This is a genomic window from Pseudomonas sp. So3.2b (assembly GCF_019464415.1).
Lineage (GTDB): Bacteria > Pseudomonadota > Gammaproteobacteria > Pseudomonadales > Pseudomonadaceae > Aquipseudomonas > Aquipseudomonas shahriarae.
Map to the genome: position 1 here is coordinate 1,761,581 of NZ_CP080494.1, position 12,517 is coordinate 1,774,097.

The 12,517-nt window shown below is 60.8% G+C and carries 16 protein-coding genes; all 16 read left to right on the top strand.

Going from position 1 to position 12,517, the window contains the following annotated elements; genetic code table 11:
• The first annotated feature begins 2 nt into the window (after positions 1-2).
• Complete coding sequence (locus K1X80_RS07900) at positions 3-998, top strand: major capsid protein (RefSeq protein WP_220172791.1); 996 nt, start codon at positions 3-5, stop codon at positions 996-998.
• A gap of 2 nt (positions 999-1,000) precedes the next feature.
• Positions 1,001-1,321 (top strand): hypothetical protein, encoded by a 321-nt coding sequence (locus tag K1X80_RS07905; RefSeq protein ID WP_220172792.1) that lies wholly within the window; start codon positions 1,001-1,003, stop codon positions 1,319-1,321.
• A complete protein-coding gene (locus K1X80_RS07910) occupies positions 1,318-1,974 on the top strand; it encodes a phage tail protein (protein WP_220172793.1) in 657 nt (218 codons plus the stop codon). Before K1X80_RS07905 ends, K1X80_RS07910 begins: the two co-directional genes overlap by 4 nt.
• Positions 1,967-2,503: a hypothetical protein gene (locus tag K1X80_RS07915; RefSeq protein WP_220172794.1), complete on the top strand. Its 537-nt coding sequence runs from the start codon at positions 1,967-1,969 to the stop codon at positions 2,501-2,503. Before K1X80_RS07910 ends, K1X80_RS07915 begins: the two co-directional genes overlap by 8 nt.
• Positions 2,500-3,057 (top strand): phage baseplate assembly protein V, encoded by a 558-nt coding sequence (locus tag K1X80_RS07920; RefSeq protein WP_220172795.1) that lies wholly within the window; start codon positions 2,500-2,502, stop codon positions 3,055-3,057. Before K1X80_RS07915 ends, K1X80_RS07920 begins: the two co-directional genes overlap by 4 nt.
• A gap of 59 nt (positions 3,058-3,116) precedes the next feature.
• Positions 3,117-3,416: a hypothetical protein gene (locus K1X80_RS07925; protein WP_220172981.1), complete on the top strand. Its 300-nt coding sequence runs from the start codon at positions 3,117-3,119 to the stop codon at positions 3,414-3,416.
• Between the two features lie 5 nt (positions 3,417-3,421).
• Positions 3,422-3,748, top strand: a complete 327-nt coding sequence (locus K1X80_RS07930; RefSeq protein ID WP_220172796.1) for a GPW/gp25 family protein — start codon at positions 3,422-3,424, stop codon at positions 3,746-3,748.
• On the top strand, positions 3,745-4,725 hold the full coding sequence (locus tag K1X80_RS07935; RefSeq protein WP_220172797.1) for a baseplate J/gp47 family protein: 981 nt from the start codon (positions 3,745-3,747) through the stop codon (positions 4,723-4,725). The genes K1X80_RS07930 and K1X80_RS07935 overlap by 4 nt, the downstream gene beginning before the upstream one ends.
• On the top strand, positions 4,722-5,441 hold the full coding sequence (locus K1X80_RS07940; RefSeq protein WP_220172798.1) for a phage tail protein I: 720 nt from the start codon (positions 4,722-4,724) through the stop codon (positions 5,439-5,441). The genes K1X80_RS07935 and K1X80_RS07940 overlap by 4 nt, the downstream gene beginning before the upstream one ends.
• Positions 5,438-6,124 carry a phage tail protein gene (locus K1X80_RS07945; protein ID WP_220172799.1) on the top strand — a complete coding sequence of 229 codons (687 nt, stop codon included), beginning with the start codon at positions 5,438-5,440 and terminating at the stop codon, positions 6,122-6,124. The genes K1X80_RS07940 and K1X80_RS07945 overlap by 4 nt, the downstream gene beginning before the upstream one ends.
• Positions 6,125-6,130: 6 nt before the next feature.
• Positions 6,131-6,865: a hypothetical protein gene (locus K1X80_RS07950; RefSeq protein WP_220172800.1), complete on the top strand. Its 735-nt coding sequence runs from the start codon at positions 6,131-6,133 to the stop codon at positions 6,863-6,865.
• Between the two features lie 7 nt (positions 6,866-6,872).
• Positions 6,873-7,334 carry a hypothetical protein gene (locus tag K1X80_RS07955; RefSeq protein WP_220172801.1) on the top strand — a complete coding sequence of 154 codons (462 nt, stop codon included), beginning with the start codon at positions 6,873-6,875 and terminating at the stop codon, positions 7,332-7,334.
• 102 nt (positions 7,335-7,436) lie between these two features.
• Positions 7,437-8,600 carry a phage tail sheath family protein gene (locus K1X80_RS07960; protein ID WP_220172802.1) on the top strand — a complete coding sequence of 388 codons (1,164 nt, stop codon included), beginning with the start codon at positions 7,437-7,439 and terminating at the stop codon, positions 8,598-8,600.
• An 18-nt stretch (positions 8,601-8,618) separates the two neighbouring features.
• Positions 8,619-9,122: a phage major tail tube protein gene (locus tag K1X80_RS07965; RefSeq protein WP_120734461.1), complete on the top strand. Its 504-nt coding sequence runs from the start codon at positions 8,619-8,621 to the stop codon at positions 9,120-9,122.
• A gap of 12 nt (positions 9,123-9,134) precedes the next feature.
• Entirely contained in the window at positions 9,135-9,737 is a 603-nt protein-coding gene (locus K1X80_RS28375) for a phage tail assembly protein (RefSeq protein WP_220172803.1), read from the top strand.
• Between the two features lie 140 nt (positions 9,738-9,877).
• Positions 9,878-12,508, top strand: coding sequence for a phage tail tape measure protein (locus K1X80_RS07975; RefSeq protein ID WP_220172804.1), 2,631 nt, complete (start codon positions 9,878-9,880; stop codon positions 12,506-12,508).
• Positions 12,509-12,517: the final 9 nt, after the last annotated feature.

Below are 12,517 nucleotides of genomic sequence, written 5' to 3' on the forward strand. Positions count from 1 at the left end.
CCATGGCCGATATCGCCATTTTTGAAGACGATGTGTTCAGTGTTTCCTCGTTGACCGCTGCAATCAATGACCAGGAATACCTGCCCGGCCGCATCAGCAGCTTGGGCCTTTTCCGCGAGGAGGGCATCAGCACCCTGACCGTGCAGATCGAGAAGGACGGCGAGACCCTAGCCCTGGTGCCAGCTGGAGAGCGTGGCACGTCGGGTCTGGTGATTGGTGGGACCAAGCGTACGATGATCCCATTCAATACCGTGCATCTGCCACAGCGCTTCACGATCAAGGCGGACGAGATCCAGGGTATTCGTGCCTTTGGCACTCGCAGCGAATTGCAGGCAGTGCAAGACGTAGTCAACAATCGCCTGGCAAGGGCGCGCCGACAGTTGGATGCCACTCACGAATTCCAGCGTATGGGCGCGTTGAACGGGCAGGTGCTGGATGCCGATGGCAAAACAGTCCTGATGGATATCTACAAGATTTTTGGTGTGCAACGCCAACGGCTGTCAATGGGTTTGAAAAATCCTGGCACCGAGCTGCGGGTCAAATGCGGCGAAGCCTTGGACATGCAAGAGGACGCTTTGGGCAGCATCACCAGCACCGGTTCCCGTGCTTTCTGCGGCAAGAACTTTTGGAACGAGTTGGTCGAACATGAATCGATCAAAAAGACTTATCTCAACAGCCAGCAGGCCGCCGCCCTTCGCGGTGATGCCCGCGAGAGCTTTGAGTTCGGCGGGATCGTCTGGGAGCGCTATCGCGGCAAGATTGCCGGCGTATCGTTTATCCACGATGACAAGGCGCTGCTGATCCCGGAGGGCGTGCCTGAACTGTACATCTCGTGCTTTGCGCCGGCCGACTATATGGAAACGGTCAACACCCAGGGCATTCCGTACTACAGCAAGATCGAGCCGCTGCCCTTCAATAAGGGCGTGGCTGGCGAGGCGCAGTCCAACCCACTGCACCTTTGCACGCGGCCTCGGGCGCAGATCCTGCTGGAACTCTAACCGTGGCCTTCCGCGATCTGATCGACGACATCGACGACGTGATCTTCGACACCCTCGGCGATACCGCCTTGATCGAAGGTCGCGCCGAGCCGGTGCTGGGCATGTTCAGCGCACCCTGGAAGGCCCCGCAGTTTGGCAAGGTCCAGACCGCCATCCGTGAGCCACGCTTTGAGATCCGTGTGAAGGATTCGGACGGCCTGAGCAGGGGCTTGCGGGTCACGGTCGATGTGCCGGCCCTGGACGGTGGCGGCGACTACGACCTGCTGCAGCTGGAGCCCAACGGCAATGGCCTGGTGGCTCTGATCTTGAGGACGCGCCCATGAGTGTCGGCAGCTACGTACACCAGACGCGCAACAGCGGGATGATCAACATCCAGCCGTCAGCGGTGCATTCCCAGGCGTTGCGCGAGTTCGGGCAGCTGGTGCCGAAGGCGGCAGCGGCGGCCCAGCGTCGGGCCATCAACAAGACGTTGGGCTGGTTGCGCACGCACATCGCCAGGGCAGTGGGCAAGCAGGAACGGATCGCCATCGGCGCCGTCCGGCAACGCTTGCGGGCCTACCCGGTGAGCGGCGGCACGATGCGCGGCAAGTTGTGGTTTGGGGTCAACGCCATCGAGGCCAGCCGTATCGGCCGGGCTCGACAAACACGCGCCGGGGTATCGGTGGCCGGACGGCGGTATCAGGGCGCGTTCTTCAAGCAGGTGTATGGCAACAGTCCTGATGTCTGGATCCGCACCTCCAGCAAGCACTTCAACAGCACGGACTATCCCGACAGCTCACAGGGCCGGCGGCGCTCGGGCTTTGTCGAGGAAAGCGATAACCGCTTCCCCCTGGCAAAAGCCAAAGTTTCGCTGGATCAGGTGCGTCCGCACTTCGAAAGCTGGGTCAAACGTGCCGATGAGCGCTTGCTGGAGATCCTCAAGCAGGAACTCAACTTTGAATTGCAGAAGTATTTGAAGGGGATCGCCCGTGTCTGAGCAGCCATTCAGCCTCGACCAGTTGTATGAGGCCATCGAGCAGCACCTGCAGGAGCATTTGCCGGGGATCCAGGGCGCCACGTTTTGGCCGGACCTGTCGGCAGAATCCACCATCCCCACGCCCGTGGTGTTGCTGGAACTGGCCGAGGTGGAGCCCGGCCAGGATATCGGCACCGGGGAAACGTCGCTGGTTTGCAAGTTTGAGGCGCGGATTATCGTCGATTCGATCAGCCTCGACCCGCAACGCCAGGCGGTGCAACTGGCCTCGCAACTGGCCGTGTTGCTTCGGGGGCAGTGCTGGGGCCTGGGGGTCGATTGCGCCGAGTTCGTGCGCTCTACCCAGGACTGGACCAAACCTGAGCTGGACGGCTACTTCGTCTGGTTGGTGGAGTGGGACCAAACAATCTGTCTGGGCACTGAGGAATGGCCGTGGCCGGATGAGCCACCGGGCACTTTGCGGTTCGGCTTCAGCCCTGACACAGGTCCAGGTAATGAAGAGAAGTATTTCAGCCCCGAGGATCTGCAATGAGCTACCCCGTCGCCCAGCATGACCGCATGATCGCCTCCATGCTCATGCCATGTGTGGTGGAGGCAGTCGATCTGTCCACCGGCATGGTGCGGGTGCGTTCGGGTGACTGGGTCAGCGCCTGGGTGCGCTGGCACTCTCAGGCCGCCGGCAAGGCTCGCCATTGGCGGGCGCCAAGTCTGAAGGAGCAGGGCGCGCTGTTGAGCCCCAGTGGCGAGCCGGCGATGGGCACGTTTATCCCTGGCCTATACGGCAATGCGGGTGCCCAGCCAGACAACCGCGATTATGTGGAAGTCTGGCGCTTCGAGGATGGCGGCTCGCTGGTCTACGACTGGCAGGCCAACAGCTACACCATCGACCTGCCGGCCGGCACCGTCACCATCAAGGTCGGCGGCTCGGTGCTGGAGATGACGCCTGACAGTACGCGGTTGGTGTCCGGGCAAATCAACCTGGTGGGCGCGGTGATCATCGACGGCACATTAGATGCGACCGGCGACATCAGAACAGCCGGCAAGGTGATTGATGCGGGCGGCAATACGGCCAACCACGAGCACTGATCGACCCGTTATCCACTACCCGCCGAGTGCGGGTTTCTTCGTTTTTGGAGACTTCATTTATGAGCAAGCTCAGACGCGAACTTGAACCAACCTCCTTGGCTGAGGCTTTGCCGGTGCCGGGTTTGAATCCGTTGCCGCAAGGTTTTCCCGGCGCCGTGGGGGCAACCGACAAGACAGACCCCAAACCCGTGGAGATTGGTCCGGCCCGTACCTTTCGGGATACGGCTTACACCTCACGTGTTCTGGTAATGCGGGACGGTCAAAACATCCCCGTTATAGGGGGGCTTGCGGTCGCCTGCGGCGATGATCAGTACGAGTTTCTGCGCAATCACCCTGAACTAACACCCGCTACGGAGTAGTTCCGATGATCGGAATGGATCGCCGCAGCGGCAAATCGCTGTCCGGGCTCGACCATCTCCGGCAGTCCATCGAGGACATTCTCGCCACGCCCTTGGGCAGTCGCCGTATGCGGCCAGAGTACGGCAGTCGGCTACGGCGTTTTGTTGATATGCCAGTAAACGAAGGCTGGAAAAGCGCGGTACAGGCCGAGGTCGCCCGTTCGCTGCAACGCTGGGAGCCCCGGCTGAAACTGGAACAGGTGCAGGTTGTCGCCGTCGTTGGCGGTCGTATCGACATCAAGCTGACCGGCGAATACCTGGGCGAACGGCAACTGCTGGAGGTGAGTGCATGATTGATTTATCAACGTTGCCGGCACCCGAGGTGCTGGAGCCCATCGACTTCGAAACGATGTACCAGGAAGTGCTTTCTGACTTTCGTCAGCAGATGGGCGATCAGTGGACGGCAGTGCTGGAGTCTGATCCGGTCGTCAAATTGCTGGAGGTCGCGGCGTATCAAAAAATGCTGGGCCGGGCGCGGGTCAACGATGCGGCCAAGGCCAGTCTTTTAGCCTACGCCCAACGTACGGACCTTGATAACCGTGCTGCTGATTACGATGTCCAGCGGTTGACGATCATCCCGGCAGATCCGGATGCCATACCGCCAGTTGTCGCTGTGATGGAAAGCGACAACGCGCTGCGCTACCGCACCCGGTTGTCACTAGAGGGATTGTCGGTCGCCGGCAGTCGCGGTGCCTATGAATTTCATGGCCTGTCCGCTTCGGCCAACGTAGCCAACGTATCGGTCGATTCCCCGACTTTCATAGGTGTGGAGGTCAACGCCGCTCTTCGGGCTCAATTGCCACCGGGTGCGATTGTGGTTGTGTGCGACTACGACGCGGGCTTGCAAGACCCGTTGCCAGGCGACGTGTCGCTGGCGGTGCTGCCGACTCTGGAAAGCGCGGAGCCTGGGGATGAGCTGGTCAACACTGTCCTGCGGGTGTTGTCGTCGGAGGATGTGCGTCCCTTGACTGACCGGCCCCGTGCGCAACTCGGCAAGCCCACGCCTTACGAGGTGATCGCGGATCTGGAGCTGGAGAGTGGGCCGGATCCAGCGGTGGTATTGAGTGCATCCAGGGCGGGGTTGGATGCCGCTATCGCCCAAGCTCGGTCCCTGGAAGGGCAATTACCACTGTCGGCGCTCTACGCCGCTTTGCACGTTTCGGGTGTTCGGCGCGTGCGGCTGACTTCTCCAGTTGCGGATGTGGTGTGTGATAAGCGGCATTACCCCAGTTGCACCAACATTTTGCTGACGTCGCGGGTGGTGCCATGAGCCTGTTGCCGCTTAACCCCACGCCGCTAGAACAGGCGGTGGAGCATGCCTGTGACCTGGGTATCGATCCGAACATCATCCGTGGCATCGCTGACTCTGCTCGATGCCCCGAAAACTTCCTGCCCTGGCTGGCCTGGGGCATGAAGGTAGATGGCTGGGAAGCGGCTGAAACCGAAGAGCAGAAGCGGGCTCTGATCAATCAGTCGATTCCTGTCCACAAGACCAAGGGCACCGTGGGTGCTATACGCCGGGTGCTCAGCGCCGTGCAGGTGAATGCGGACTTCAAGGAGTGGCGCGATGTGCCGGGGGCGGCCCCGTTCACTTTCCAACTGACCGCCTGGGCGAACAACAACCGGCCAGGGGAAGGCTCGATTATTTCCCCGCAACTGTACGCCCGACTGAAGGCGTTGGTGGATTCGGCCAAAAACGAGCGCAGCCACTACACCTTTCGGCTCGGCGCCCGTTTTGACGGCGGGCTTGGAGTTGCCAGCGTTACGCAAAGCCGCATGGTTCAGCGGCGTTCGGCCGACGCGGTGGCTGCGTCCCTTGAATCAGAGCAAATACTAGGTTCCGCCAGTGCAATCAATACCCGCTGCATCACGCGGCGAAGTACGGATTTGCAGGGCGTCCCAATCAACGCGCAAGGGGAGATCGTGATCGCCACGGCGGCGCGGCTTCGTATTGTCGTCCGAAGCATGATGGAGGCCATCTTATGAGTACCGCGCTTCAACCGATTATCACCAAGGCAGGGCTATCGGCGGTGTTCCGTGCCGACAGCACCGGGGTGGCCGCGCAAATCACCCATGTGGTCCTGGGCTCGCAGGGTTACACGCCGAACAACGAGCAAAAGACGCTGCGGGCACAGGTCGCCAAGTACCCGATTGCCGGCGGCGAGCGCTTGGGTGACCACCAGATTCACCTCACAGCGGTGGCCGATGGAGATCGTGCGTACTGGGTGCGGGAGGTGGGCTTCTTGCTGTCTGACGGCACCTTGCTCGCGGTCTGGTCGCACCCGACCGAAGCGCTGGCATACAAGCCTGTCGCTACCGACCTGCTTCTGGCTTACGACCTGTTGTTGGCCGCGTTACCTGCCAACAGCGTGACCATCACGTCACTACCGGGCGGCTTAAACCTGACCCTGGCTGCGCCGCTGGCGACATTGGCAGCGGCGCAACTAGCCGCCGACCTGCGAGGGCTCAATCAACAGGATGTGTTGAGCGATCACGGTAAGCAGCATGCGTCCTCGAGTATTCAGTTAGAGGATCTGTCCAGTCGGATGCAGGAGGTTGAGCGTCAGCGTGCGAACGACCGCGAGGGAATGCTGGGGGCCATTGTCGCCAACGCCGCTGGAATCATTGCAACACAAACCCTTTTTGTTACCACCAAGTACGGAGCGTAATCCGCCATGTCACTCGAAAGCGAAATTGCCAACCTGGTCTCGAAAGTGACCGACCTGATCACCTACTTCAACGGTAAGAAAGCGGCCATTGATCAAGCGGTTTCTGCCGCTGTTGCGGCCGCACCTGCTATCTCCCGCAACTTTTTTGTCGACAGCCAATTGGGCAGTGATGAAAACCTGGGCACATCGGGAAGTCCCTTCAAAACCATTGAAGCGGCCATTAAAGTCACGCCTAAAGGCGGGCGGGTAGACGTGACGCTACAGCGTGATTACACCTTGAGTGCCCATGTGCAGATGTTGGGGCGAAAAATGATGATTCGCGGCGAGGTTGGCAGCGCACGCAAGCTCGTCCTCAATGAGTTTTTGGTCGAGAACGAAGGCGTCAACACCCGCCGAATGGGGTCCTTCTGGCAGAGCGACGAGTCGGCACTTGAGCTGGCTAACCTGACACTGAGTCTTCCGGCCAGCACCGCAGGTGAGGTGGGGGCTTACTACGCGCTGGCGTTTTGTAGTGGGAGTTCGGCGCCTGCGGTTAATTCGCTGCGCCTTTACAACGTGAACTTTGAGCTTCGCGGTACGTTCCTTGGCCTGCTTATGGGGGCTGGTACTTCGCTGTTTCAGCTGGCCTTGGTCGGCACGTCGCTACCTGCCGCTTTGAACGGTCGTATTTTCCCAGGTGTGGCCGCTGGTACGGCCTCTAAAGACTTGGGCTACGTCACCACCAACCTTGCCACTCTGTGAGAACACCATGCAAAAAGAATACTTGAACGTCATTTTTGGTGGCACTTCCTATGTCGGCTACGAGTTCGACAACCTGCCGTTGGGGGCAGCACTGCTGGCCGCACAACAGCAGATTGATCAGGTCGCTAACCAGGCGCGGACGTCGGTGCTGGGTGATCCGCTGCGCGCTGTTGAGCTGGACCTGGCCGCCACCGAGGCCAAGGCTTTTGCCGCGGCGGACTTCACCGGGGACGTGCCACGGTCTGTACAAGCCTGGGTGGACGCAGCTGAGCTTACGCCGCAAGCAGCGGCCGAGAGCATCCTGGCCGAATGGGCCGACTGGGTTGAGGTGCTGCAAAAGATCCGCGCCGCTCGCCTGATGGGCAAGCAGGGGGTGCTCAAGGCGACCAGTCACCGCGCAGCCGAGGCAGCGGCTGATCAGGCCATTGCCCTCATTCGCGAGAGCGTGGTCGGTATCGGCGACGCTTGATTGCATCGTCTAGCCAAACCTTGAGCGCCCCGCATTGTCGGGGCGTTTTCATTATAGAAAGCCGCGCACTTGCGCGGCTTTCTGGTTTCTGGAGTTTGTTCTATGTCTTTTTTTCACGGGGTCACGGTCACCAACGTTGATACCGGATCGCGCCCGATTGCGGTGCCGTCTTCGTCGATCATCGGTCTGTGTGACACATTCACGCCAGGCGCCCCGGCGCTGGCGAAACCCAACCAATTGGTGCTGCTGACCCGCGAGTCCGAAGCGGTCGCCGCCTTTGGCCCGGACTCGGCCATCACTCAATCGGCCAAAGCGGTATTTGCTCGGGCCAAGGCCGTTATCGTCGCAGTCGGTGTGGCGTTGACCGAAGATCCGGCCCAGCAGACCTCGGCCATCATCGGCGGCGTTCTGGCAAATGGTGAGCGTACCGGCCTGCAGGCGCTGCTCGATGGCAAGAGCAAGTTCAACTCGCAACCGCGCCTGCTGATCGCCCCCGGTCATTCCTCGACACAGGCGGTCGCCACGGCCATGGATGCCCTGGCTGGCAAGCTGCGGGCGGTGGCAATTGTCGACGGTCCCAACACCACCGACGAAGCGGCCATCGCGTTCGGCGAAAACTTCGGCAGCAAGCGCGTGTACCTGGTGGACCCGGGCGTGCAGATCTGGAGCACGGTCGCCAATGCCTCCGTCGACTGTCCGGCATCGGCCTGGACTGCGGGTTTGTTCGCCTGGACCGATTCGGAATACGGCTTCTGGGCCTCGCCGTCGAACAAAGAGTTTGTCGGTATCACCGGTACCAAGCGGCCGGTGGAGTTTCTTGACGGTGACGAAACCTGCCGGGCCAACCTGCTCAACAATGCGAACATCACCACCATCATCCGTGATGACGGCTTTCGATTGTGGGGCAACCGTACCTGTTCCAGTGATGCTAAGTGGGCGTTTGTCACCCGCGTCCGCACCATGGATATCGTCATGGACGCGATCCTCTACGGCCACAAATGGGCGGTCGATCGTTCGATTACCAAGACCTACGTCAGCGACGTCACCGCCGGGCTGCAGAACTTCATGCGCGACCTGAAGCTCCAGGGCGCGATTATCAACTTCGAGGTCTTCGCCGATCCGGAGCTGAACACGGCCAGCCAGCTGGAGCAGGGCAAGGTGTATTGGAACATCCGATTCACCGACGTACCGCCGGCTGAAAACCCCAACTTCCGGGTCGAGGTCACCAACCAGTGGCTGACCGAAGTCCTCGATACCAACGGCTAAGGAGAACCCGCAATGGCTATGGTTCCGCAAACGCTGTACTTGATGAACATGTTTGTCGATGGCATCAACTTCTCCGGCGACGTGCCCACGCTGTCTCTGCCCAAGCTCAAACTTAAGACCGATGAATATCGTGGCGGTGGCATGGATGCGCCTATCGATATGGATCAGGGCATGGAGAAAATGGAGGCGTCCTTCAGCACCAAGGGTGTGCGGCGTGAGGCTATGCGTTTTTTTGGCCTAGCTGACCAGACTGCATTCAACGCGGTTTTCCGGGGTTCATTCAAAGTGCAGAAGGGCGCCACGACCTCGGTGGTCGCCACCCTGCGCGGCATGCTCACAGAGTTGGATCCGGGTGATTGGAAGCCGGGCGACCCTGCCGAATTCAAGTACGCCCTGAGCGTCAGCTACTACAAGCTCGAAGTCGGCGGCCGCCTGATGTACGAGATCGATCCGCTGGCATGCGTGCGGGTCATTGACGGTGTTGATCAACTTGCCAGTGTCCGCCGCGACCTGGGCCTGTAAGGAATTGCTCCCATGAAAAAACTGAACAAGATTCCATCCTGGCTCGCCGTCACTGCAGATGTTGCGACGATCAAGCTGACCCGACCCTGTGAGATCAACAACATCGCGGTCGACCAAGTGACCCTGCGTGCCCCGACCCTGCGCGAGGTCCGTGCCTCTGATGCTATTGGTGGCGATGACCCAGTGTTGCGTGAAGTGACTCTGTTCGCCTCGCTGGCCGACGCCGGGACCAAGGATATCGAGGCCCTCAAACTGACGGACTATGCGCGCCTGCAGGCGGGTTACTCGCGTTTGTCGATGGACACGGGTATGCCTGAAGACAAAGACCAACTGCCCGCGTGGCTGGTCGTCGATCCAGAGGGGGCGGTTGTGACCCTTTCCAAGGGCTATGAAATCAAGGCCCTCAAAATTGACCGCCTGACTTTGCGCGCCCCCACCGTACGCGATGTTCGCGCCGCGACGTCGGCGTCTGCCGGCGATGACGACCAGCGTGACACGATCCTGCTCGCTAACCTGTCCGAATCCGACACTAAGGACTTGGAGGGGCTCAAGCTGACGGACTACCAGCGGCTGCAAGCCGCCTACTTTCGCCTGGTGCAGGACGACGGGATTTAACCCGGCCCTGCAAAAGCAGGTCGCGAAACGCTTGGCGACGCAGTATTCATTTGCCGCCAATGAAATCGAGACCATGCCCTTTTCCACGATGATCTGGTGGCTCATGGACTGACCCCTGCATCCCTGCCTGGAGTGCAATCATGGCAAACAACCTGGCGCTCGGCCTGGTCATCGGCGGCGCCGTCAGCTCCACGGTCGGCGCCGCCTTCAAGGATGTCGAAGGCCGCATCAAGAAACTCAGTGAACAAGGCACCAAGGCCCGCGTTCTGCAGAGCACCATCGGCGACACAGTGCGCCTGCGGGACGAATGGAAGAAAGCCCATGACACCGGCTCGGCCTCGGCCGATGGCCTGCTGCGAAAACTCGAATCAAACCTCAGGATCCTGAAGGAACAGGGCATCGAGGTCGGCAAACTGCGCAAGGAATACCAAGCCCTGGGGCAGGTAGCACGGGGTGCTGAACTCAAGGCGCTGGGCCACACGCAGATCCAGCAGGGCAAGGAGGGCATGAAAAGCTCCCTCGGCCAGGCGGCGGCACTGACCGCTACGTTGGCAATCCCGACCAAGGTCTCCGGCGACTATCAGGCGCAGATCCGCCAGATGTCGTTGTGGGCACACACCGCCGGTACCGGCGACGAGGCCGAACTGGCAGCCAGCATCAGCAAGGTCGCGGCAGAGAAGGGTATGAGCCAGCAACTGCTCGCCCGGTCGGTCGGGGCGCTGATCGAGAAGGGCGTGGAGTGGGATGTTGCCACTAGCTACGCCGGGCAGATTGCCGATCTGATCGACGGCCAGGGCATGGAGCCCGAAACCATCGCCACCCTGATTAACTCCTTCAAGGAGGCCGGTGTCAAACAGGCCGACATGGGCGCCATGCTGGGCCAGGTGGCGGCGGCCGGTGACATCGGTGCGTTCGGTCCAAAGGAGATGGCCAAGTACCTGCCGGCCATGCTCGGCAACATCAAACGCCTGGGTATGGAAGGCCCGGAGGCGGTGCGCTTTCTCGGGGCCAGCCTGCAGTCGCAGTTCTCGCAAACGCAGGATTCTGCGGCTGCGGCCACCAACATGAACAACCTGCTCAACGCGGTGATCAGCAGCACCAGCCAGGAACGGTTCGCCAAGGAAGGCTACGACCTGACCGGCTCGATCCTCGCTGCGACCAAAAGCGGCAAGGCGGCCAACCCGGTCGATGCCTTCATCATGCTCAGCGAGCAACTGATCAAGAAGCAGGACCCGGCCAAGGCCAAGAAAATCGAGGCGCTCAAGGCCAAGATCAAGGCCTCGGCGGATGGCAGTGCTGAGGAAGAGCAGGCCATGGTCGCGCTGACCGAGGCGGCGGGGCTGGCGAATATCGTCAGCGATCAGAGTGCCAGTGCCGGTTTGCTCGCGCAGATCAAATACGGCGACAAGATCAAGGCTGATATGGCGACCATCAAGGAGACAGATGGCAAGGCCAAGATCGAGGCGGACGCGGCCAAGGCGCGAGAGACGTCGAATCGCAAGTGGTCGGCGGCGACGGCAGGGATTGAGTCGTCGATGACCCAGATTGGGGACGCGGTGCGGCCGCTGACGGATCTGGCGGCAGATGGGCTAGCGAAGGTGGCTTATGGGTTGAGTGAGCTGGCCGGGAAGTTTCCAGTCGTTGTCAGTGGTGCGACGGTTTTGGCCGCAGGTATTGTCGGCTTAGGCGCCGCAATGAGTGCCTACAAAATGGGCAAAGGCATGCTCAATGTCGCTCGCGGCACACTGATGGGAAACCCCAACATTGCGCAGAAAGTCATCGTGACCAATATGCCGGTCGGTGGCCTCGATGGCGGTGGCCTTGATGGGCAAGGTAAAAAAGGGCGCAGAGGTAAAGGACATAGGAGGAGGGGCGGGCGGACGCCAATTGGTGGTGGCGTACCTGCCTCGCCAGTTGGAGCAACAGCAAGTCGCTTTGCGCCCAAGGCCATGATGGGTAAAGGGTTAGGGTTCGCCAAGGTCGGCGCGCCCCTAGCGTTGATCGAGGCCGGGCTGATTGCCGCCGATACCTACCAGAACGCTGAAACCCGCGACGAAAAGGCCGAAGGCTACGGCAATGCCGCTGGCACCTTGGCCGGCACGCTTGCCGGTGCAGCAGCTGGTGCCGCGATTGGTTCGGTGGTGCCGGTGATCGGCACCGTGGTCGGCGGTCTGATTGGCGGCTTCCTTGGGAGTTGGGGCGGCGGTGAACTAGGTAGTGTGGTAGGTAAAGCGGCATTCGGCGGCCCAGATGCGCCGGCTGAACGTTTGATTCTACCGGCGCAACCTTCGCCATTGCGTCTGCAACCTCCAGGTGACACACCGATGCCGATCCTCGGCCAGATGGCGCCCTCAGTGTCGACTGGTCCGTTGATGCTTAAGACGCCTGCGAAAGCGTTGCGTTTGCCCCCGGTCAGCACGACACCGGCACCGGACGTTGCTCGTGTTGCTCCCCCTGTGCCGTCTGGTCCGTTGATACCCAAAGCACCTGTTGCGGGGCCGGCGTTAGGGGATGTCGCACGCTCATTGGCTGTCGCGCCTGCAGCAGTGGTAGCACCTGCGTTGCTCAATGCGGCTGCAGTGGTGAAACCTGAGCCCGCACGGATAGATCAGCAGTGGACGTTTTCCCCAACCATGCCGGTAACGGTGAAGGGTGACGTCAAAGACCCGCGGCAGTTGGCCCAGGAACTGATGCCGTACATGCAGCAGATGTTTCAGGACTTCAGCCGTGAGCAAGCCCGCCGGAACCTGTTCGATGCACCCCACGTATAAGGAGCCGCA